The sequence below is a fragment of the Corynebacterium ulceribovis DSM 45146 genome, from assembly GCF_000372445.1.
Classification (GTDB): domain Bacteria; phylum Actinomycetota; class Actinomycetes; order Mycobacteriales; family Mycobacteriaceae; genus Corynebacterium; species Corynebacterium ulceribovis.
The window spans coordinates 637,498-658,013 of record NZ_AQUY01000002.1 but is presented as its reverse complement, the minus strand read 5'-3'; the positions used below and the strand labels follow the sequence as shown (position 1 = coordinate 658,013).

The window sequence follows — 20,516 nt, the reverse complement described above, 5'->3', positions numbered from 1 at the left end:
GGCCCTTCAAAAAGAAGAAAAACCGTGAAAAGCCCAAAACCGGCAAACCAGAAAACTGGCAACCAACAAACCCCAGAAAGGGCTTGTCAGTCTAAAATAAATAAAATTCGTGATGCATCCCCTTGACAGGACAAAAACACACCACACGATTTTGCACCACCACACCACACACAACCTATGCGCGCAGCAGGCAGCTCAAGTAAAAACCGAAAAACTCCCGGTAATCACACAAAACCGCTCAAACAAACAAAAATAATTTGTACATCGGCACACTATTGAGTTCTCAAAAAACACACGCACACTAACAACTACCGACCTTGTCGGCGTCATCAGAAGCGGATTCAAAGCTTAAACCATGTACTGGGCAAGAGTCAAAACTCCAGCTTCAGGACCATATTTAGCCTTGAGGATTGGCCAGCGTCTCTCCGTACTACCTCGTATCACCATTGCAACCTTGCGGCTGCCGGGTCGGTGTCCGTGTCTCGCTGACAAGAAGTAAATGTACACACATCGCTAACAACACACAAACCCCCTGGTCAGACATGAAATCCAACCAAGGGGTTCGTTGCTACAACTCCGCGTTAACTCCGCTATAACGCTGCTGCGCCGCTGTTAATGGCTACTTCTGCACCCGCACACCAGCGAAGTTCTTCTTGCCGCGGCGAATAACCAGCCATTCACCGTGCAGCAGGTCCTCAGCACCAGGTACCCACTCTTCATCGGTGATGCGCTCGTTATTCACATAGGCGCCGCCTTCCTTAATAGTGCGACGGGCATCGCCACGCGATTTCGCCAAACCGCTGGCCACCAGCAAATCAACGGCGGTCTTCTCATCTCCGTCACCAAGCACTGCAACTTCGGTTTCCGAAACGGCCGCTGCCAAGGTCTTTTCGTCCAGGTCCTTCAGTTCTGCCCGACCGAACAGGGCCTGCGCGGCCAACTCCACTGCCTTGGTTGCCTCGACGCCATGCACCAAGTTGGTCATTTCCTGTGCAAGACGACGCTGCGCTTCCCGCTTGAATGGGCGTTCGGCAACAGCTTCTGCGTATTCGGCGATTTCTTCCTGGGTCAGGAAGGTGAACCAGCGCAGGTAGTCAATAACTACTGAGTCGCCGGCATTAATGAAGTACTGGTACCAGGAGTATGCGGAGGTCTGCTCTGGGTCGAGCCACAGCTTGCCACCACCAGTCGATTTGCCGAACTTCTCACCGTTTTCATCGGTCACCAGCGGCACGGTCAGACCGTGCACTTTCACTGCGTCGACTCGTCGGTTCAGGTCCACGCCGGAAACGATGTTGCCCCATTGGTCGTTGCCACCGACCTGCAACACACAGTTATGTTCGCGGCGCAGGCGCAGGAAGTCATTGGCTTGCAGCAGCATGTAGCTGAACTCGGTGTAGGAAATGCCGTCGGAAGCTAGACGACGCTTGACGGTATCGCGGTCCAGCATCACGTTCAGGGAGAAGTGCTTACCAACGTCGCGCAGGAATTCAATGACGTTCATCTTTTCAATCCAGTCGCGGTTATTCAGCATCGTCGCCGGATTGTCGCCGTCAAAATCCACGAAGCGCTCGAGCTGCGCCTTAATCGCCTCCACGTTTTCGGCAACTGCATCCTCGGAGAGCATGGAGCGTTCACCCACATCACGTGGGTCACCAATCATGCCGGTCGCGCCACCAGCAAGCGTGATGACCTTATGTCCAGCGAGCTGCAGTCGTCGCAGAATCAGCAGCGGTACCAGGTGGCCAGCGTGCAGCGAGCTACCAGTTGGGTCGAAGCCGACATAGGCGGTAATCGGTTCCTTCGCGGCTTCGCGCAGCGCATCCAAATCAGTGGAGTTGGAAATCAGGCCGCGCCAGACAAGTTCATCAACAATATTGGTATCAGTCACGTCTTCCATGCTAACCCGCTGCGGTTTTTCGGTGTGCGTCGGCTGCACGCCGAATGCTATTCCTTACCGTCTGCGTTGCGATGCGCCCGATATTTCGACACCGATGGATGCGGCAACCAGATCCGCCACTTCCGCGCCGACGCTGCCTGCACCCCAACCCGTGGTCCAGCGTGCATAAGGGGCTTATTGACGTTGGCCTGCCCCGTGACCAATCGGAATCGGGAATCTTCATCGAATAGGTCGAGACCATAGTCCGCTTTGGTCACCCCAAGCGCTTGACCGAAGTTTCCTGGTCCACGCAGCAAATTGTCGAAGGAAGACTTCGCGCCCCGGCGCTGCCGAATTGCGTCTTCCCCACTGATAACCTCAGCACTGCGCAGCAACACCCCGGCGCCTTCCCCTTCGGGACCGGCCGTGATGTTCATGCATAAGTGCAGGCCATAGGACTGATAGACATACAGGTGTCCAGCTGGGCCGAACATTGCGTAGTTCCGTCCGGTCGGGCCTGGCCACGTGTGCGCACATGGGTCTGGCCATGGTGAAGTCACTGGACCGCCATAGGCTTCAACTTCAGTAATTCGTACGTCGATGCCTTCATCGGGCACGAGAAGGTGACAGCCGAGCAGCTCTTTAGCTGACTCCGCTGGGTGAATCGACAGAGTCTCGCGATTCAACGTTTAGAGAGGCTTCGCTTCGTCAATAAGCAAAACGGGGATGCCGTCCTGGATGGGGTATGCGACCTGAAGCCGAGGATTCACCAAAATATTGTCGGACTCGCGGTATTCCAGCGGTCCCTTGTCCTGCGGGCAGGCCAGCACGCTCAGTAGCTTCGGATCTAGGCTCATGCTTGGCAATTGTACCTATGGTTGGCTAAAGCTCCGGCATCTCACCGAAATGCATCCGCAGTCTGTTCGAATTGTCTTTCAAATGCTGCAGTTGTTCCTGATGCGCCGCCTCATTAATCTCGCGGGTTTCTCGGAGCAATATGAGCAGCGACGAGTTCAGGAACTTCAACGCCTCTGGGCTATTCGGGTCATGCACTTTGGCGAGGTTAGTGCGCAGCTGGGGCAGGAACTCCGTAATCATCAGCCGAATCTCGCCCTGTTGGTCCGGGTAGCGGCCCAGTTCCGGCCACATATTCAGTGCAATGGTCAGTTCCCGGGCCACATCATGTACTCGGTTAGTGACGCTTTCGTCCATCACTATTCCGCGCAGCGCTCTGGTGTCATCGAGCATTTGCTGCTTCAACTCGCTGGGATTTGCTGTCCTAACTGGTGGTTCGACCTGTCGGGGTGCGTGATCCCCCACTGGGGTCAGCAAGACACCAGCGCCATATGCGGCTGCCGCCACCAGCGGCCACAAGAAACCAAGGCCAAAGAGGAAATGGGCAACCAGTACCAAGCCGGCCAGCGTCACTCCGACCAAGTTATTCCGTGCGCGCGTGAAGTTTTCCACTACTGGTAGCCCCGAATCTCCTTGAACGCTAGGTTCAAACTGCCATCCAACGCATTGAACTCTGCGCCACCAGTCATGGAGACCAGCTGGCGTAACTCTTGCACATCTGCCTCGCCATACATGATGACGAACACAGGTACTCGCTGCTTTTCTGGCGGCAAATCGCCGAAGAAGCTTCGGAATTCGTCAAAGTCCATGCCGCGGTTCGTTTCGCCGTCCGACATCACGACAATCGACGGAATCGCGCTGCCGTCAGCGGCAATTTCGTCATAGGCCTTCGCAAGTGCCGAGTACAGTCCGGTGGTGCCGCCCGGAGTTAAGCTGTGAATCGCATCGGTCAGTTCCGCTTGGCTGTCACCACCGCGCTGGAAGTTCACCTTGGTTGTCGATTTCACTTCTTTCGCGAAGGGCATGAGTGTCACTTCTTCCCGGTCGCGGAACGCCAACCCCGGCTCATCGCTATCGATCAGCTCCAGCATGGTGCGTTTGAGCAGCGCCATGCGCTCGCCTTCCATCGAGCCAGAAACATCCAGCACAAACGCGGTGGAGCCTTCCTTTCGGTACTCGTTGTAGTAGGCATTCTGAAGTGCGGTTGCGACTTCCTTCGACGTTGGGAACGGCAGCTCTGCCACGGATGTCCCGCGCAGTTCGGTCGGCAAGGACTCCTGGTCAGAGGCGGCTGGGCGCAGATACTGCTTTGTCAGCGTATCGGGGTTCTTCTCGAACCACTCGGTCAGGGCCTGAACCTTGCCCGACACATCTTCATTCTTCGGATTCTGCAGCGGGGTCAGCGGGTAATCAGCACTAATTACACCGTCCGCTGGCACAACTACCGTAAGGTCGGTGCCTTCCTTCTGCATGCTGTGCAACACTGACTCATAGTTGAAAAGCGCGTCGGAAGCTTCCGGGTTGTTCTTGTAGTTCTCCGCCAGCCAGCCGGAAGAACCGGAGGTGACGGTCTGGTGTCCGAAGAATTTCTGCAACTTCGGCGCGGCGCTAGTGATATCTTGAACGTTCAGTTCACCACCGCCAGCTACGTTTGTGGTCGTCACTGCAGTCAGTGCCGAGAAACCGGAGTTTGATGACGCTGGGTCGGTCATGCCGAAGTTCAATTTGCCGCTGTTCACAGCTTGCGACACTTCTGCCCACGTTGGTTGCTTATTATTCCAGCCCAGTTCACGCGCTTTCGCCGACCGCACGCCTAACACCACTGGCGATGTGGCAACTGAGCTACCCTCCGCGAGTTTGTCTGCGCCGCCGTAGATGTCAATGTATCGGTTGGTTGCAAACCAAGTGGCGTCAAAATTGTTGTCGAAATCTCCCGCTATCAGCGAGTTGGTGTTTTGAATGGTGCCATCAGGCGCTTCCACTTCGATGGGGAAGCCGAGTTCTTCCGATGCCTTTTCCAGTGCAGGCTTCAGCCCATCGAGTTCGGTCGCAGCCACAATGCGTAGCGGTCCGTCATAGCTCTTCCCCGAGCCACCAAATGGAAGCATGTTCGGGTTACGTCCGAGCACTACTGCAACGACCGCCACGATTGCCAGCAATGCCCCGAGGCCGACGGCTACGCCTCGGCTACTTTTACCTGCATTCTTCGACATGGCTGCAGCCTAAACTGACGAATATAATTTCTCTATGCAACGTATTTCTCGGGCAGCAAAAAGGGCATTTCGGGGGTACCCCTAAGGGTTTTCCCAAAATGCCCTAGCCAGCTACTTCAGCGACTCGCCTTAGCGAACCGACTTCTGTGCCCACTGGCGGAAGTCCGCAGCGGTTTCCTCCACCCGCTGCAACTGCTCCGCCACCCGAACACCAGCGGTGCCACCACGAGTTGCCCGTGACGCCACTGCCCCATCAATGGTCAACACCGAACGAACTTCAGGTGTCAATCGCTTATCGACGGAAGCAAGCTCCGCATCAGTCAGTTCATCCAGCCCCACGCCACGCTGCTCTGCCAATCGCACGCACGCGCCGGACGCTTCGTGAGCTTCACGGAATGGCACGCCTTCGCGCACCATCCATTCCGCCAGGTCCGTGGCTAACGTAAAGCCAGCTGGTGCCAGCTCCCGCATCCGGTCCTCGTGGAAAGTCAAGGTGTCAACCAGGCCCGTCATCGCAGGCAGCAGCAGGTTCAGCTGTGCCACGGAGTCCACGATTGGTTCCTTATCTTCCTGCAGGTCACGGTTGTAAGCCAACGGCTGCGCCTTCAACGTCGCCAGCAAACCAGCAAGGTTACCGATCAAGCGGCCAGTCTTACCACGGGTCAGCTCCGCCACATCCGGGTTCTTCTTCTGCGGCATAATCGACGAACCTGTCGACCAAGCATCAGCAAGGGTGACGTAACCGTATTCCGGCGTGCACCAGTAGATAATCTCCTCCGCAAGACGAGACATATCTACTGCAGTCTGGGCCAGCACGAATGCAGTTTCCGATGCGAAGTCACGGGACGAGGTGCCGTCGATCGAGTTGTCCGAAGCCGAGTCGAAACCAAGTTCCTCAGCAATAGCTTCTGGATCCAGTTGCAGCGAAGATCCTGCCAGCGCACCAGAGCCATACGGCGACACTGCTAGGCGGCGATCCAAGTCTTGGATGCGCTGCACATCGCGCAGCAGCGGGTGTGCATGGGCCAGCAGCTGGTGTGCCAGCAGCACTGGCTGCGCTGCCTGGGAGTGTGTTTTACCCGGCATGATGGCATTCGGGTGCTGCTTAGACTGGCTCACCAATGCGTCCACGAGGTCCAGAGCGCCAAGTGCGATATCGCGCACGGCATCGCGGACCCACATGCGGAACAAGGTCGCTACCTGGTCGTTGCGCGACCGGCCGGCACGCAGTCGGCCGCCCACTTCTGGGCCAACCCGGTCAATCAGGCCGCGTTCCATCGCACCGTGGACATCCTCATCGGATTCCTCGGGGCCGAAGGCCCCAGATGCGACGTCAGCGCCTAGTTGGTCCAAGCCTGACAGCATGGTTTCCAGGTTTTCGTCAGAAAGCAAACCTGCCCGGTGCAACACTTTGGCGTGTGCCTTGGAGGCGAGCACGTCGTATGGAGCTAGGACCCAGTCGAAGTGTGTGGACTTCGACAGCGCTGCCATGGCCTCGGATGGGCCACCAGCGAAGCGGCCGCCCCACAGGGAGCCTTCGTTGGTGCCGTGCGCAGTCAGCTCGCTGCTCACTTGCGTGCCTCGCGGTCGCGCTTGCAAGCCAACTCGGAGGACAAGCCGTGAAGCTTGACAAAGCCCTTCGCCATGGTCTGGTCGAAGGAGTCGCCGGAGTCGTAGGTCGCCAGGTTGAAGTCGTACAGGCTGTGGTTAGAGCGACGGCCGTTCACGGTGATGGAACCAGCGTGCAGCACCAGGCGGATGTCACCGGTGACGTTTTCCTGAGTGGAATCAATGAATGCTTCCAGGGAACGCTTCAGCGGGCTGAACCACAGGCCGTCGTACACCTCTTCGGACCAGCGGGCATCAACCAGACGCTTGTAGCGAGCCTGCTCACGCTCCAAGGTGACATCTTCCAGCGCCTTGTGAGCAGCAATCAGGGTGATGGCACCAGGTGCTTCGTAAATTTCACGGGACTTGATGCCCACCAGGCGGTCTTCCACCATGTCCAGGCGGCCCACCCCCTGCGCACCTGCGCGGCGGTTCAGCTCTTCGATGGCTTCGAGCACGGTGACCTTGCGGCCGTCGATAGCAACTGGGGCGCCACCTTCGAAGGAAATGATGACCTCATCTGGCGCACCGAAGTTCATTGCTGGGTCTTCGGTGTAGGCGTAGATGTCCTTGGTTGGCGCGTTCCACAGGTCTTCCAGGTAGCCGGTTTCCACCGCGCGGCCCCACACGTTCTGGTCAATGGAGAATGGGGAGCTCTTCGACTGCTCAATTGGCAGGTTGATTTCTTCCGCGAAGGCGATGGCCTTGTCGCGGGTCCATGCGTAGTCGCGCGCTGGGGCAATGATTTCCAGTTCTGGTGCCTCAGAAGCGAAACCAACTTCGAAGCGAACCTGGTCGTTACCCTTGCCGGTGCAGCCGTGGGAAACGTGGGTGCCGCCGTGTTCCTTGGCAGCCTGCACCAGGTGCTTGACAATCAGTGGCCGGGAAATCGCGGAGACCAGTGGGTATTCGCCCATGTACATGCCGTTTGCCTTGATGGTTGGCAGGCAGTAGTCGTTAGCGAATTCGTCGCGGGCGTCGATGACCACGGATTCGACAGCACCGGAATCCAGGGCACGCTGGCGCACCGATTCCATGTCTTCGCCGCCTTGGCCGAGGTCCAGGGACACTGCGACAACTTCGCCGCCGGTCATCTTTGCCAGGTATGGGATTGCCACAGTGGTGTCCAGGCCACCGGAGTACGCAAGCACGACGCGGTTGGTCATTTAAAGCTCCTTGGTTGTGGGGTGCGCGGCCGGTTGGGCCGCAGACTTCTTATCTAGTTGAAAGTTTAACTGTTGGCGGTTTCGGCTTTGGTGCCGGAGTCCGCAGTGGTTGTTTCCGCAGTAGTTGTTGGTGCGCTTGGCAGGTCGTCACCGCTGGCGAACCAGTTTGCCAGTTCCTTGCCAGTCATCGGTTCGCGCGCCAGCACGAATACGGTGTCGTCACCGGCGATGGTACCGACAACTGAGCTGAGGTCCGCGCGGTCAATCACACTTGCCAGGTACTGTGCGGCCCCCGGCGGGGTGCGCAGCACTGCCATGTTGGCGGAAGAGTCGGTGGTAACGAGGAGTTCTTCAAGCACTCGGCGCAGTCGTGACATTGCGCCATCGCTGGCTGCGGCGTGCGCTTCTGCCCCAACCACATAGGTGCTGACACCGTCAATGCGCAGCTTCCGCGCTCCTATTTCATCGAGGTCGCGTGACAGTGTTGCCTGCGCAATCTCCACGCCAGCCTCACTCAGCAGACTCGACAGTTGCTGTTGACTGGTGATGCGCCGCCGGGTCAGGAGGTCAGAGATCAGTGCCTGCCGCGCGGTTCGGGAAGTAGGTGCACTCACTGCTTAGCCCCGGGGTTTTTCGCTTGTTGACGCAATGGCACGCAGTTCAGCCAAATTACCTGCCAGTTCGCCGCGTTGCTGCCACAGCAGCCACGTCAGCACTGCCTTTTGCGCATGCAACCGGTTCTCGGCTTCGTCGAAGACCACAGACTGCGGCCCTTCCAGAACCTCGGTGGTGACTTCGTTTTCCCGGTACGCCGGCAAGCAGTGCAGGAAAATGGCGTCTGGGTTTGCCTTCGCCATCAAAGCTGCATTGACCTGGTACGACAGGAATGGGGTGCGTCGGTCCAGCCCGTCGTCCTCCTGCCCCATCGACACCCAAGTGTCGGTGATGACAATGTCAGCGCCAGAAATCGCTGCGTCAACGTCATCGGTGACAGTCACAGTCGCACCAGTCTGTGTGCCACGTTCGGTCGCACGGGTGACAAAGCGTTCTTCCGGCAGGAAGTCGCTCGGTCCGCAGATGGTGATATTCACACCGGCAGTGGCAAACCCCAGCATGTACGAATTCGCCATGTTGTTGGCTCCATCGCCGAGGTACACCGCATTCAGTCCACGGATTCCTGCCGGAGTCCCATCGACCGACTTCTTTTCCACAATGGTTTGCAGGTCCGCGAGGATCTGACATGGGTGCAGGTCATCGGACAGTGCATTGATGATGGGCACGGTCGCAGTTTCCGCCATCGCCTCGAGGTTTGCGTGGGCGAAGGTGCGCCACACAATCGCGGAAGTAAACCGCGACAGCACTGCTCCGGTGTCCTGCAGCGTTTCGCCTTTGCCCATCTGCATGCCGGAGGTTTCGGTGATCATGGCGTTGCCGCCAAGACCTGCGATACCTGCATCGAAGCTAAAGCGGGTGCGGGTGGAGGTTTTGTCGAAGAGCACGGCTACCGACTGTGGCCCTGCCAGCGGTTGGAAGTGGTATGGCTGCGCTTTCATCGCCGCGGCAAGGGTGAGCACATCCGACTGCTCTTGCGGTGACAGGTCATCGTCGGCGAGGAAGTGACGAAGCTGGGTTTGCATAGTTGGTCCTTTATGTTCTGGCTGTTTGGGGCGCGTTAAGGCTGTTGTGGAACAGTGCGCGCCACGGCACCTGGAGGGGCGGTCACCCCTGGTGGCGGAGTTGCTGCTTCAATACCAACATTCGGAGTACCGGAGCTGCTGTCAGCAACAAATGCTTCTTCAGCGGCAGCAAGGGCTTCACCCAAAAGTTTGATCGCCTGCGCCATGGTGTCCTTGTCGGTGTTCAATGGCGGCACCAACCGGATGACATCAGTCTGTGGGGCGTTCAAGATCAGACCGCGCTTGAGCCCTTCAGTCACCGTCTGCTTGGCGATTGGGCGGTTAAGCACTACACCAAGCATCAAACCGCGACCACGGACATAGTTGACCTGGTCAAATGCGGTCAGCTGACGTGCGGTAACCCGACCCAAGTTGGCGACATGTTCCAGCAGGCCGTCTTCTTCAATGACGTCCATGACTGCTAGCCCTGCCGCGCAGCACACTGGGTTGCCGCCGAAGGTGGTGCCGTGGGTACCTGGGGTCAGCAGTTCTGCTGCTTCCCCGGTTGCCAACACAGCACCCAGCGGCAATCCGCCACCGAGCCCCTTGGCCATGGTGACAACATCCGGGATGATGCCCTCGCGGGTGTGCGCGAACCAGTCGCCGGTACGGCCCATGCCGGTTTGCACCTCATCGAGGATCATCAAGATGCCGTGCTTGGCGGTAATTTCCCGGACTGCTTTGAGGTAGCCTTCCGGCGGCGCAACCACACCGGTTTCGCCCTGAATTGGCTCCAGAATCACCGCGGCAGTGTCCTTCGGCGCCATTTCAATGAGCGTACGCAGGTATTCGATGTTGCCGTATGGGGTGAACTCGACGCCATTAGGCATTGGAGTGAACGGGCGACGCTTTTCCGCCTGACCGGTCATTGCCAGTGCGCCCATGGTGCGGCCATGGAAACCATGATCTGCGGCAATAATCCGGTAACGGCCGGTGCGGCGCGCCATTTTGAAGGCTGCTTCGTTAGCCTCCGTGCCGGAGTTGCAGAAGAAGACCTTCGACTCGTCTTTAGGTGCGCCCCAAACGTCAATAAGCCGTGACGCTAATTCCAGTGCTGGCTCGTGCGCAAAGATATTGGACACGTGGCCGAGGGTCGCGATCTGCTTGGACACCGCATCGACGATCTTCGGGTGTGTCTGGCCGAGCGCAGTGACGGCAATACCCGACAGCATGTCGAGGTATTCCTTGCCTTCGGAATCAACCACGGTGGTGCCGTGGCCGGAGACCAGTTCGATGCGTGGGGTGCCGTAGTTGTTCATCATGACCGCTTTGTAGCGGTCGGTCCACGACTGGGTGGAGTTTTCGTTGTCAGCCATGAGTTAGTTCTCCTTGCTGTCGAAGTAATCGTCCGGGAATACCATGGTGCCGATGCCACCTTCGGTGAGCAGTTCCAGCAGCACAGAGTGCGGAACTCGACCATCGATGACATGCGCCGCCTTGACGCCTGCCTTGACTGCTTCCAGGCAGGCTTCCATCTTTGGGATCATCCCTGAGTCCAAGGTAGGCAAAACCTTGTCTAGTTGGCTGCACGAAATCTTCGAAACCAAAGAATCCTTATTCGGCCAGTCGGTGTACAGCCCTTCCACGTTGGTCAGCACCACAAGACGTTCTGCTTTCAGCGCGCCAGCCAGCGCACCAGCAGCAGTGTCCGCGTTGATGTTGTACACCTCACCGTTATCGCCTGGGGCGATGGTGGAGATCACCGGAATCCGGCCTGCGTCAATCAGGTCGACAATTCGGTCCGCACGCACTTTGGTGATGTCACCGACTAGTCCGATGTCGGTCTCCACACCGTTGATATTCACGAGCCGCTTTTCTGCCTTGAATAGGCCTGCGTCTTCACCAGAAGCGCCGACGGCATAGTTGCCGTGACTGTTAATCAGCCCGACGAGTTCTCGGCCAACCTGGCCGAACAACACCATCCGGACGATCTCCATGACCTCTGGGGTAGTGACGCGGAAGCCGCCCCGGAACTCTGGCTCTAAGTTGACGCGCTTGAGCATGGCTGAAATCTGTGGGCCACCGCCGTGCACAACGACAGGTTTGACACCAACTGTTCGCAGGAACACCATGTCCTCGGCGAATGCAGCTTTCAGCGCGTCGTCCGTCATGGCGTTGCCGCCGTATTTCACCACAACAATTTTGTCGCGGTAGTGCTTGAGCCATGGCAGGGCTTCCGCCAAGACGTGGGCACGTTCCAAATTGTTAAGCATGAAAATCCGGTCCTTTAAGTGCTGTAAGCCGAGTTGATGTGAACGTAGTCGTGGGACAAGTCCGTGGTGCGCACAGTGCCGACGCCGGCGCCGCCTAGGCCCAAGTCGATTTCGACGTGTACATCAGCGCCGGAAAGATCAACGTCACGAGCGCCCTTCGCACCGGTGGCGTTAATGCACACTGGGGTGCCATTGAAAGTGACCGAGATTTTGTCCGGGTCCATATCAACCGGCGCCATACCTACCGCAGCCAACACACGACCCCAGTTCGGGTCCGAGCCGAACATGGCACATTTGAAGAGGTTGTCTCGGGCTACGACGCGGCCGGCCACGACAGCATCTTCGTCACTGGCGGCACCCTTGACGGTGACTGCAACCCGCTTGGTCACGCCTTCTGCGTCCGATTGCAGCTGAGCTACGAGGTCATCTGCAACAGACCGGACGGCGTGCGCGAATTCTTCAAGGTCTGGTTCCACCCCAGATGCGCCCGATGCCATCAACAGCACCGTGTCATTGGTGGAGGTAGCACCGTCGACGTCTAGTCGGTTGAAGGTTTGGTCAGATACCGGCGCCAACACGGATTGAGCTTGCTCGGCAGTGATGACTGCGTCCGTGGTGAACACTGACAGCAAGGTGGCCATCGACGGCGAAATCATACCGACGCCCTTAGCCATCGCGCCCAAGGTCCAGCCCGACTTCGACTGGTAGCTAGCGACTTTAAGCACCAAGTCCGTGGTGCGGATCGCATCTGCGGAAGCTAGTGCAGCTTCCCGCGTGGTGGCGGCTTCATCGTTAATCCCGCTGGTCAATGTGTCGACACCTGCGAGGACTTTATCCATCGGCAGGGTGTCACCGATGAGTCCGGTGGACATCACGGCAATATCTGTCGTCGCAAAGCCCAATGCTTTTGCTACTGCGTCGGCGGTCTGCAGGGCGTCCTTATCGCCTTGGGGGCCGTTGCAGGCGTTCGCATTGCCGGAGTTAATAATGCACGCTTTGATCGTGTCGTCGACCAAGTGGGCGCGGGTCAACTTCACCGGGCTGGCCTGGACTCGGTTGCGGGTGTACACCGCGGCGGCGACATCGAGGGGGCCTTGGTTGACCACCAAAGTCATATCCGGGTTGCCAGATGGCTTAATCCCAGCGGTGGTGGCGGTGGCAGCAAAACCCTTCGGAGCGGTAACCCCAGTTGGTTTGGTTTCAGAAGACATTAGTGTTCGCTTTTCGGTAAATGGTGAGCGGAAGTGGGCGGCAGGAGGTTACGGAGCCAAGCCAGTACAGGGCAGACCTGCGGTTTCGTCGAAGTTGCAGATGATGTTCATGCACTGCACTGCCCCGCCGCCGGTGCCCTTGGTCAAGTTATCGATGGCGCCAGTGATAATCAGACGGCCGGAGCGGGCATCGACCTCTACCTGCAGGTGCGTCATATTCGAACCCACCACAGACTTCGTTTCCGGCTGCGCGGTTCCCGGCATCAGGTGGACGAAGGACTCGTTGGCGTAGAACTCGCGGTAGATTTGCTGCGCCTGCTCAGTGGTGAGCGAACCCAGCTTGTCTGCGGCGATTTTTGCGTTCGCAGTGGTCAAAATGCCGCGAGGTAGCGGAGCCAGCACCGGAGTGAAGGCGACGTTAAGGTCAGCGTCATCGTCGACAAACGGCTGCAGGTTCTGCGTGATTTCCGGGGTGTGGCGGTGGCGGCCCGCGGTGTTATACGCGCGGATATTGCCCATGACTTCACTGCCCAGCAGGGCAACGGCCGGTTTCTTACCGGCACCGGAGGTACCAGAGATAGAGGTGACGGAAATATCGTTGTCCGTCAGGCCAGCGGCGACCGCAGGGAGCAAGGCCAAGGTGGCACCTGTTGGGAAGCAGCCCGGCACTGCGATGCGTGTCGACGAAGCGATGAGCTCCCGCTGCCCAGGAATCTCTGGCAAACCGTAGGTCCATGTGCCCTGGTGCTCGGTGCCGTAGAAAGATTCCCAGTCGGCGGCGGACTTCAGACGGAAATCGGCGCCAGCGTCAATAATGATGGTGTCGTCGGGCAACTGCTGCGCGATTGCAGCGGAGTGGCCGTGTGGCAGTCCAAGGAAAACTACATCGGCGCCGGCGAGAGTGTCGGCGTTGGTTTCCTCGAGGACTCGGTCGCCAAGCTCGGGCAGGTGTGGCATGAGTTCTGCCATGGGGGTTCCTGCGTTGGAACCACCGGTGAGGGCGCCGATGCGCAGCTCACCGCTGCGGTAGGCAGGGTGAGCGAGCAGCAGACGAAGAATTTCGCCTCCGGCGTATCCGGAGGCTCCGGCAATAGCGACTGTGATTGACATACCACCCAGTATGGCAATTTATTCAACCTATTGCAAGATATTCATCCGCGGGTGTGGTGCGGACTCGCGCGATGCTACCCGCGAACTTCCGCCCCCACTGCAGCTTCGGCAGCCTTGATTGCAGCAAGACGGCCTTCAGATGCTTCATCTTCGGTCAGCGTCCGGTCGCCAGCACGGAATCGCAGCGCAAACGCCAAAGACTTCTTGTCAGCGCCCAGCTGTTCCGAGCGGTAAATGTCGAAAAGACGGATCTCCTCGAGAAGCTCACCGGCACCGGATCGTAAGGCAGCTTCCACCTTCGCTGCTGGCATGTCTTCCGACACCACAACGGCAACGTCCTGGTTGACCGCTGGGTACGGCGACAGCACTGGTGCTGGCAGATTTTCTACCAACGGCAACGCATCCAGATCGATTTCCATGGCGCACGTGCGCTCTGGCAGGCCCATTTCGACCAAAACCTTCGGATGCAGCTCACCAGCGTGACCGACTACGTGTCCGTCAACAAGCAATTCTGCACAACGACCCGGGTGCCACGGCAACACTTCCGCATTGCGCAACTCCAACTCCACTCCGGCGGCGCGGGCAACCGTGCGGGCTGCCTCAATCGCATCCACCAGACCGTATGGCCGGGACTTGCCCCATGGCGTGTTCAAGACAGTGTTGCCGGCCGCAATCGTGGCAACATGCAGCGGCTGATGCGGCAGGGTGCTCAGCAGATGCGCAAGCTCCTCCGCGGATGGTTCCGCAGACGTCGGCAGGATTGGGGTTTGACCGTTGTCGACGCTGAAGGCCACCTGCTCAACGCCGTACAGCTCAACATCAGTCTGGCCACGGGCAACGTTGCGCTTAAGCGCATCCATCATTGCTGGCAGCAAGGTGGTGCCCAGCTGACCGTAGTCAGACTCGAGTGGGTTGAGCACCTTGACAGTGTTGCGGCGCGGATCGTCAGCTGCCAGGCCCCACTGGTCGAAGACAGCGTTCGAGGTAAATGGCGTTGGCAGAATCTCCAGGTAACCAGCGTGGGCCAGTGCGTATCCCACCGCGCGGCGGCGACGCTGACGCAAGCTCAAACCGCGGCCAGCCGGCGCCGCAGGCAGCTTCGGGGTGATGGAATCCAGGCCCTCGAGGCGCAGCACTTCCTCTACGAGGTCAGCGCCCATGGTCAAGTCCAGACGCCACGTCGGAGGGGTGACTTCTAGATCGCCATTGCCGAGGTCAGAAATGGTGCAACCAACCTCTTCCAGGTGGCGGACGGTGGTGCCTGGGGCGTAGTCCACACCCGCGACCTCACTTGGCCGGTTTTCAGCGAACTTGATTGGTGCTGGAGCCGGGGCGTCGCCCACCAAGGTGCGGCCCTGGTGAATGGTGCCGCCAGCGATGTCCACCAGCATTTGGGCGGCCATGTCAAGCGCCTTTTCCACCAAGGTGGCATCGACCTTGCGTTCATAGCGACGGGACGCTTCCGAAGACAGCTTGTGGCGGCGGCCGGTGCGGAACACCCGAGTTGGGTTCCATACTGCAGCTTCAAAGTGCACGTCGGTGGTGTTATCGCCGATCTCAGAGGTGGTGCCGCCCATGACACCAGCCAGCGACTGCGGCGCAGTGTCATCGCAAATGACGACATCTTCTGGGCTGAGCTTGCGAGTGACGTCATCAAGAGTGGTCAGCTGCTCCCCTGCTTTGGCATTGCGCACGTGCAGGTCGCCAGTGATTTTCTCGGCGTCGAAGGCGTGCATTGGCAGGCCGAGGGTGAACATGACGTAGTTGGTGACGTCAGTTGGAACGTTCACTGGGCGCTGACCGGCAAGGTACAGACGACGCTGAATAGCCCATGGGGTCACGGCCTTCGGGTCAATGCCCGTGACTGTGCGGACACCGAAGCGGACGCACTGAGTTTCCTCATCCACTTTCACCTGGATTGGGGCGTCGCCGTCGACTGGTAGTTCCTGGACGTCACCTACCGGGTCGGCGTACTTCAGGCCGAAAGCCGATGCGACTTCGCGGCCGAGACCACGCAGCGACAGGCCATAACCGCGGTCTGGGGTGATGTTTACTTCAAAGAGTTCATCATCGGAGCCGACGAGGCCGAGTGCGTCGTCACCAGGCTGGCCCAGGGTTGGTTCAACAACCTGGATGCCGGCCGACGATGCGGTCAAGCCGAGTTCCGCAGCGGAGCAAATCATGCCGTTCGAGATGTGGCCGTAGGTTTGGCGCGCCGAAATCTTGAAACCGCCAGGCAGTTCTGCACCTGGCAGCGCGACAATCACCATGTCACCTTCAGCAAAGTTGCGGGCGCCGCAAATAATGCCTTGCAGTTCACCGGTGCCGTTGGCTTGGCCGACGTTAACTTGGCAGTAGCGGATTGGCTTCTTAAACTCGGTGAGCTCTTCAATCTGCTCCACGATGCCGAGGACCAGTGGTCCCTGGATAGCGGGCAGTGGGGCATGTTCTTCAGTTTCGAACCCGACGCGGTTCAGGCCTGCATCGAGTTCAGCTGGGGTTACGGACCACTGTGGGTTTGCCTGGGCGACAACGTCAGTAATCCAGGACTGTGGGACGAACATTTCGGGTGGATTTCCTTCCTAAATTCCTGATTACTGAACTAGCCGCGGATGCCGAATGGTGCCGTGAAACGCACGTCACCTTCGACCATGTCGCGCATGTCGGACAGACCATTGCGGAACTGCAGGGTGCGCTCCAGGCCCATGCCGAAGGCGAAACCGCTGTAGACCTCTGGGTCAATGCCAGCAGCGCGCAGGACAGCTGGGTTAACCATGCCGCAGCCGCCCCACTCGACCCAACCAGCGCCGCCCTTCTTATTGGCGAACCAAATGTCGACTTCCGCGGACGGTTCGGTGAATGGGAAGTAGTTCGGGCGCAGACGCGTCTTGGTTTCTGGGCCGAACATCGTTTTCGCCAAGTGGTCCAAGGTGCCGAGCAGGTTCGCCATGGTCAGGCCCTTGTCTACCGCGAGGCCTTCCACCTGGTGGAACACTGGCGTGTGGGTGGCGTCCAGCTCGTCTGTGCGGAAAGTACGGCCAGGGCAGGCAATGTAGATCGGCACTTCGCGGGTCAGCATTTCGCGGACCTGGACCGGCGAGGTGTGGGTACGCAGCACCCGCTGGGAGTTCTCCGGAGCAATGTGGAAAGTGTCCTGCAAGGTACGTGCCGGGTGGTCCGGCAAGAAGTTCAGCGCATCAAAGTTGAAGTATTCAGCTTCGATTTCTGGCCCGTCCGCGATTTCCCAGCCCATACCGATAAAGATGTCAGCGATCTGCTCGGAAATGATGGTGATTGGGTGCTGGGCACCGCGTTGACCTTGGGTCGTGTCCACCGTGACGTCGATGGTTTCTTCTACCAGCATCTTCTGGAAGTGTTCTTCTTCCAGCACTGCCTTACGCGCGTTGAATTCCTTCTCAACTTTGCCGCGCGCCATGTTCACAGCGCGGCCAGCGTCCTTGCGTTCGTTCTTCGGCAGGGTTCCCAGTGCCTTGCGTGCCTGCATAATTGGCGCGTCGTCACCAAGGTGGTCGCGGCGGGCTTCCGCCAGGCTTTCCAGGTTGTCAGCTGCGGTAAACGCGGCGAGCGCGGCGTCTGCGGCCGCGTTCAGGCTCGCTTCGGACAGGTCAATTTCGCTCACTGCGTAGGGCCCCTTTGTTCGACTGGACGAATAGCTGGACAATAGTCTAGTTCAGAGCTCAGACACTGCGCGGCGCAGGGGTCACCGGGCTGCGAAGTTGCCAAGCCCCTTTTCGTCAATAAGCAAATTAAAGCTGCGAAAGGATTGCAGACGCCGTCACCAACCCGTACACCGCAACCAACGTCACCGGGCTATAAGTAAGGACAGCAACGAACTCGCGGAGGAACGCTGTCGGGTAGTAATAGCGGGCAGTACGGCCACCCGTGGCCTGATAGGTGAAGCCATTCTTCCGGGCAAGCAAACCGGCACGAAAAGCGTGGAAGTCACTGGTAGCGATGACCGCATTGAAATCCTTCCTGCCAAATCGCTCCTCAAGCAGGTTCGTGGAGAACTTCAGGTTTTCCATCGTGGTGGTGGACCTATCCTCAACAACCACGTCATGAGATGGCACTCCCCGCGCAGTCAAATAGCGGGCCATCGCAACGGCCTCTGGCACCTTTTCGTCCCGACCTTGACCACCGGAGGCAACCAGCACCGGGGTATGCCCATGCGCACGAGCATCGTCATATAGTTCCTTCGCACGGTCCAACCGCGACGCCAGCAGCGGCGTGACCTCTTCCCCATTCCGCAGCCCACAGCCCAAAGCGACAATGGCATCCACATTCTGTGGAACACGGCGGCCGCGGTACACCTTCGTGGTGATATAAAATCCGATGAGCTGCAGAAACAGCACGATTCCGCACTGCACAATAATCAGCCCGATGGTGAATAGCCACGATGGGATCGGATGCAGCGCGCCGGAAATGAGCAGCAAACCGCCGAAGAACCCAGCCAGAATCGCCAACCCCGCCGCGAACGCCAGGACTGTGGAAGCGCGCAGCCCCTCCTTGCGCACCACAATGATGCCGTTGGCCATCAGACTTGCCCCAATAGCGATAATTAGCCCAACGACCATAAGTAAAGACAGCCCCATGAACACCCCAGCAGCTGCCGGGTCGATGAAGCCGATGATTACCGTCAAACCAAGCCACATGAATAGCCCGGCGGCGAGAATGAAAACGCCGTTGGAGATTCGGCGGGGTTCGCGCGCCAACCGAATCAGTGCGATGACGGTCAGCACCGCGCCGGGGATGAAAGCAATAAGGGAAATCATTGGAAGCCTTCGCCATCTGGAGCAAATACTTCCTCAGCGTATTGGTTCGCTCAGACAGGCGTATCGGCCGTTCGGCTGACTTTCGCCTAGGACTTTCGGTGGATACTGCATCGGCGGTGGTGCCTTAGCCGCGGACCTGTTCCCCAATCACCCGCGGCGTCGTCAGCGGCAACTCACCCACCAGCTCCCGGGCATTCGCCGCCAACTCAATCGGATGAATCCGCACCGCCTCCACACCAGGCTCCGTGTGGTTACGGTTGTGCCGACCGCCGCTACCAGCCACCACCGTTCCGCGCCCACCGCTTTTGCTTGGTGACGCCATCACCGCCGTTCCGCTCCCGCCACGGACGCCACCGTGCGAACTGGTGGCGCCAGGTGCAGGACTATGGCCAGAGCCCGGAATACCGGCGTTCGCACCAGGACTGCCGGCAAACCCACGCGGATTAGCTGCATACCCGGCCATCTGGCCAGCGCCTGACTGCCCTGGACTTCCCAAACCGCCAGGGCCGTTACTATTTGCTGAACCACCTGCGCCACGACTGCCCGGTGCAGCCAATGGCCCGCCCGGATACTGCCCTGTCATTGCCTGCAGCAGAGACATTTTCCCTTGCTGACCCGGAGTCCCTGCCGCGGCGAAAGTCTGGCCTTGCTGCGCAAAATTTCCCACGCCGTTGGCACCAAACCGCGTCAAGGGGCCAGCAGTGCCCATTCCGTTTCCACCTACACCCGAGTATCCACCGGTAGGGGCGCCTGCCCCGCCGAATGGTCCGTTGTATCCGCCGCCGTTCGGGCCACCGAAGGTATTGACTGGGTTAACCGCTGCACCGGGGGCCATGGCGTTAGCGCCAGCAAGTTGCGGCGGGACTTGCGCGCCGGCTGCGTGGCTGGCGGCAACCGTATTGGCCGCAGAAATCCCCTGCGCGCCAACGTTGTTGAGCGGGCTGTTCATCGTGCCGTGCACTGCGTCATTGCCGCCGATATTGACGGTCGCGCTTGAGCCATTTGTCGGCGGTTGGGACAGATCTGTGATTGGCGGTACCGACGCCGTCAACCCGGCTTGGTAAGGACCGGTCATTAGCGCTGCAATTTCCGCTCGCTGGACAGCTAGGCGAACGACTGGATTCAAAATGAGTGCAGTTTCAGCCTGAATCAGTTCCAACGCGGTCAATGTGGCTTTGCGGGTGCCCGGAATAGTGCCCACAAAAGTAGCCATTGACGTGGCGTTTGCTTCAAATGCTTGGCCACGAGAAATCACCTTGTCGAGTGTGTCCACTGCGCCATCGATATATGAGCCTTGGTTCGAACTCAACAGGTCTGACCGAGCGCTAGCAAGCTGGGTCAAAGCACTATTCATATTCTTGGCAGCGCTGTTCCAGAAATCGACCATCGCTTCGACCGCGGCGTCGTTAGTACTGCTGAACTGCGGAAGCAAAGCCGCAAGCGGCGTCGCGGCTTCCACTGCCCCAGTCGGCGGAGTAAAGGCAAGCGCCCCTTCTGACCACTTCGGCCGATCCGCTAAATATGCAGCGAACCGTGACACCGTATTGACGCCATCCTGTGCGTTCTCCAGCGCTTTCGCATTAGCTTGTTCCTGCTGATCAAAAAAGTCGGAGAAGCTTTTGAGATTGCTACCGATCCACGCGAAGAAACTTGAATAGTTACCGATGGTTTCCGTTCCAGAACCAGCTGCACCTGACACAGCTGTCGAATGCTGAGCAAAGGCGTGCTGCAGGCCTGGGGCTCTGGAATAGACGCCAAGTCCCGTGGTCAATTCTAAAGACGCTTGGTCCTC

Annotated in this window: 17 protein-coding genes; all 17 read right to left on the bottom strand. The window is 58.8% G+C overall.

The window, feature by feature from the left end:
• Window positions 1-619 precede the first annotated feature (619 nt).
• Window positions 620-1,900, bottom strand: coding sequence for a tyrosine--tRNA ligase (gene tyrS / locus A3EC_RS0108525; protein ID WP_026162347.1), 1,281 nt, complete (start codon window positions 1,898-1,900; stop codon window positions 620-622).
• A gap of 47 nt (window positions 1,901-1,947) precedes the next feature.
• Window positions 1,948-2,565 carry a DNA-3-methyladenine glycosylase gene (locus A3EC_RS0108520; protein WP_026162346.1) on the bottom strand — a complete coding sequence of 206 codons (618 nt, stop codon included), beginning with the start codon at window positions 2,563-2,565 and terminating at the stop codon, window positions 1,948-1,950.
• Window positions 2,566-2,568: 3 nt separating this feature from the next.
• Complete coding sequence (locus A3EC_RS0108515; RefSeq protein WP_018024766.1) at window positions 2,569-2,736, bottom strand: Trm112 family protein; 168 nt, start codon at window positions 2,734-2,736, stop codon at window positions 2,569-2,571.
• A gap of 25 nt (window positions 2,737-2,761) precedes the next feature.
• Complete coding sequence (locus A3EC_RS12530) at window positions 2,762-3,346, bottom strand: hypothetical protein (protein WP_018024765.1); 585 nt, start codon at window positions 3,344-3,346, stop codon at window positions 2,762-2,764.
• On the bottom strand, window positions 3,346-4,947 hold the full coding sequence (locus A3EC_RS0108505) for a vWA domain-containing protein (protein ID WP_018024764.1): 1,602 nt from the start codon (window positions 4,945-4,947) through the stop codon (window positions 3,346-3,348). The genes A3EC_RS12530 and A3EC_RS0108505 overlap by 1 nt, the downstream gene beginning before the upstream one ends.
• Window positions 4,948-5,076: 129 nt before the next feature.
• Window positions 5,077-6,507: an argininosuccinate lyase gene (gene argH, locus A3EC_RS0108500; RefSeq protein ID WP_040428428.1), complete on the bottom strand. Its 1,431-nt coding sequence runs from the start codon at window positions 6,505-6,507 to the stop codon at window positions 5,077-5,079.
• An 8-nt stretch (window positions 6,508-6,515) separates the two neighbouring features.
• A complete protein-coding gene (locus A3EC_RS0108495; protein WP_018024762.1) occupies window positions 6,516-7,721 on the bottom strand; it encodes an argininosuccinate synthase in 1,206 nt (401 codons plus the stop codon).
• Window positions 7,722-7,786: 65 nt separating this feature from the next.
• Complete coding sequence (locus A3EC_RS11880) at window positions 7,787-8,335, bottom strand: arginine repressor (RefSeq protein ID WP_018024761.1); 549 nt, start codon at window positions 8,333-8,335, stop codon at window positions 7,787-7,789.
• Window positions 8,336-8,338: 3 nt separating this feature from the next.
• The gene (argF, locus tag A3EC_RS0108485) at window positions 8,339-9,358 is read right to left on the bottom strand and encodes an ornithine carbamoyltransferase (protein WP_018024760.1); all 1,020 of its coding nucleotides are present in this window, start codon (window positions 9,356-9,358) and stop codon (window positions 8,339-8,341) included.
• Between the two features lie 35 nt (window positions 9,359-9,393).
• The gene (locus A3EC_RS0108480) at window positions 9,394-10,713 is read right to left on the bottom strand and encodes an acetylornithine transaminase (RefSeq protein ID WP_018024759.1); all 1,320 of its coding nucleotides are present in this window, start codon (window positions 10,711-10,713) and stop codon (window positions 9,394-9,396) included.
• Between the two features lie 3 nt (window positions 10,714-10,716).
• Window positions 10,717-11,610: an acetylglutamate kinase gene (argB, locus tag A3EC_RS0108475; RefSeq protein WP_018024758.1), complete on the bottom strand. Its 894-nt coding sequence runs from the start codon at window positions 11,608-11,610 to the stop codon at window positions 10,717-10,719.
• A gap of 14 nt (window positions 11,611-11,624) precedes the next feature.
• A complete protein-coding gene (gene argJ, locus A3EC_RS0108470; protein WP_018024757.1) occupies window positions 11,625-12,821 on the bottom strand; it encodes a bifunctional glutamate N-acetyltransferase/amino-acid acetyltransferase ArgJ in 1,197 nt (398 codons plus the stop codon).
• Between the two features lie 48 nt (window positions 12,822-12,869).
• Window positions 12,870-13,931 (bottom strand): N-acetyl-gamma-glutamyl-phosphate reductase, encoded by a 1,062-nt coding sequence (gene argC, locus A3EC_RS0108465; protein WP_018024756.1) that lies wholly within the window; start codon window positions 13,929-13,931, stop codon window positions 12,870-12,872.
• A gap of 74 nt (window positions 13,932-14,005) precedes the next feature.
• The gene (gene pheT / locus A3EC_RS0108460; RefSeq protein WP_018024755.1) at window positions 14,006-16,495 is read right to left on the bottom strand and encodes a phenylalanine--tRNA ligase subunit beta; all 2,490 of its coding nucleotides are present in this window, start codon (window positions 16,493-16,495) and stop codon (window positions 14,006-14,008) included.
• A gap of 38 nt (window positions 16,496-16,533) precedes the next feature.
• On the bottom strand, window positions 16,534-17,571 hold the full coding sequence (gene pheS, locus A3EC_RS0108455; RefSeq protein ID WP_018024754.1) for a phenylalanine--tRNA ligase subunit alpha: 1,038 nt from the start codon (window positions 17,569-17,571) through the stop codon (window positions 16,534-16,536).
• A 127-nt stretch (window positions 17,572-17,698) separates the two neighbouring features.
• Window positions 17,699-18,724: a YdcF family protein gene (locus A3EC_RS11875; protein ID WP_018024753.1), complete on the bottom strand. Its 1,026-nt coding sequence runs from the start codon at window positions 18,722-18,724 to the stop codon at window positions 17,699-17,701.
• A 124-nt stretch (window positions 18,725-18,848) separates the two neighbouring features.
• The gene (locus A3EC_RS0108445) at window positions 18,849-20,423 is read right to left on the bottom strand and encodes a hypothetical protein (RefSeq protein ID WP_156812892.1); all 1,575 of its coding nucleotides are present in this window, start codon (window positions 20,421-20,423) and stop codon (window positions 18,849-18,851) included.
• Between the last annotated feature and the right edge of the window lie 93 nt (window positions 20,424-20,516).

Bases quoted from the DNA above. Each gene is read 5' to 3' on its own strand.
- tyrS (WP_026162347.1), bottom strand. From the start codon at position 1,900: ATGGAAGACGTGACTGATACCAATATTGTTGATGAACTTGTCTGGCGC.
- A3EC_RS0108515 (WP_018024766.1), bottom strand. From the start codon at position 2,736: ATGAGCCTAGATCCGAAGCTACTGAGCGTGCTGGCCTGCCCGCAGGAC.
- A3EC_RS0108505 (WP_018024764.1), bottom strand. From the start codon at position 4,947: ATGTCGAAGAATGCAGGTAAAAGTAGCCGAGGCGTAGCCGTCGGCCTC.
- A3EC_RS0108495 (WP_018024762.1), bottom strand. From the start codon at position 7,721: ATGACCAACCGCGTCGTGCTTGCGTACTCCGGTGGCCTGGACACCACT.
- argF (WP_018024760.1), bottom strand. From the start codon at position 9,358: ATGCAAACCCAGCTTCGTCACTTCCTCGCCGACGATGACCTGTCACCG.
- A3EC_RS0108480 (WP_018024759.1), bottom strand. From the start codon at position 10,713: ATGGCTGACAACGAAAACTCCACCCAGTCGTGGACCGACCGCTACAAA.
- argB (WP_018024758.1), bottom strand. From the start codon at position 11,610: ATGCTTAACAATTTGGAACGTGCCCACGTCTTGGCGGAAGCCCTGCCA.
- argJ (WP_018024757.1), bottom strand. From the start codon at position 12,821: ATGTCTTCTGAAACCAAACCAACTGGGGTTACCGCTCCGAAGGGTTTT.
- argC (WP_018024756.1), bottom strand. From the start codon at position 13,931: ATGTCAATCACAGTCGCTATTGCCGGAGCCTCCGGATACGCCGGAGGC.
- pheT (WP_018024755.1), bottom strand. From the start codon at position 16,495: ATGTTCGTCCCACAGTCCTGGATTACTGACGTTGTCGCCCAGGCAAAC.
- A3EC_RS11875 (WP_018024753.1), bottom strand. From the start codon at position 18,724: ATGATTTCCCTTATTGCTTTCATCCCCGGCGCGGTGCTGACCGTCATC.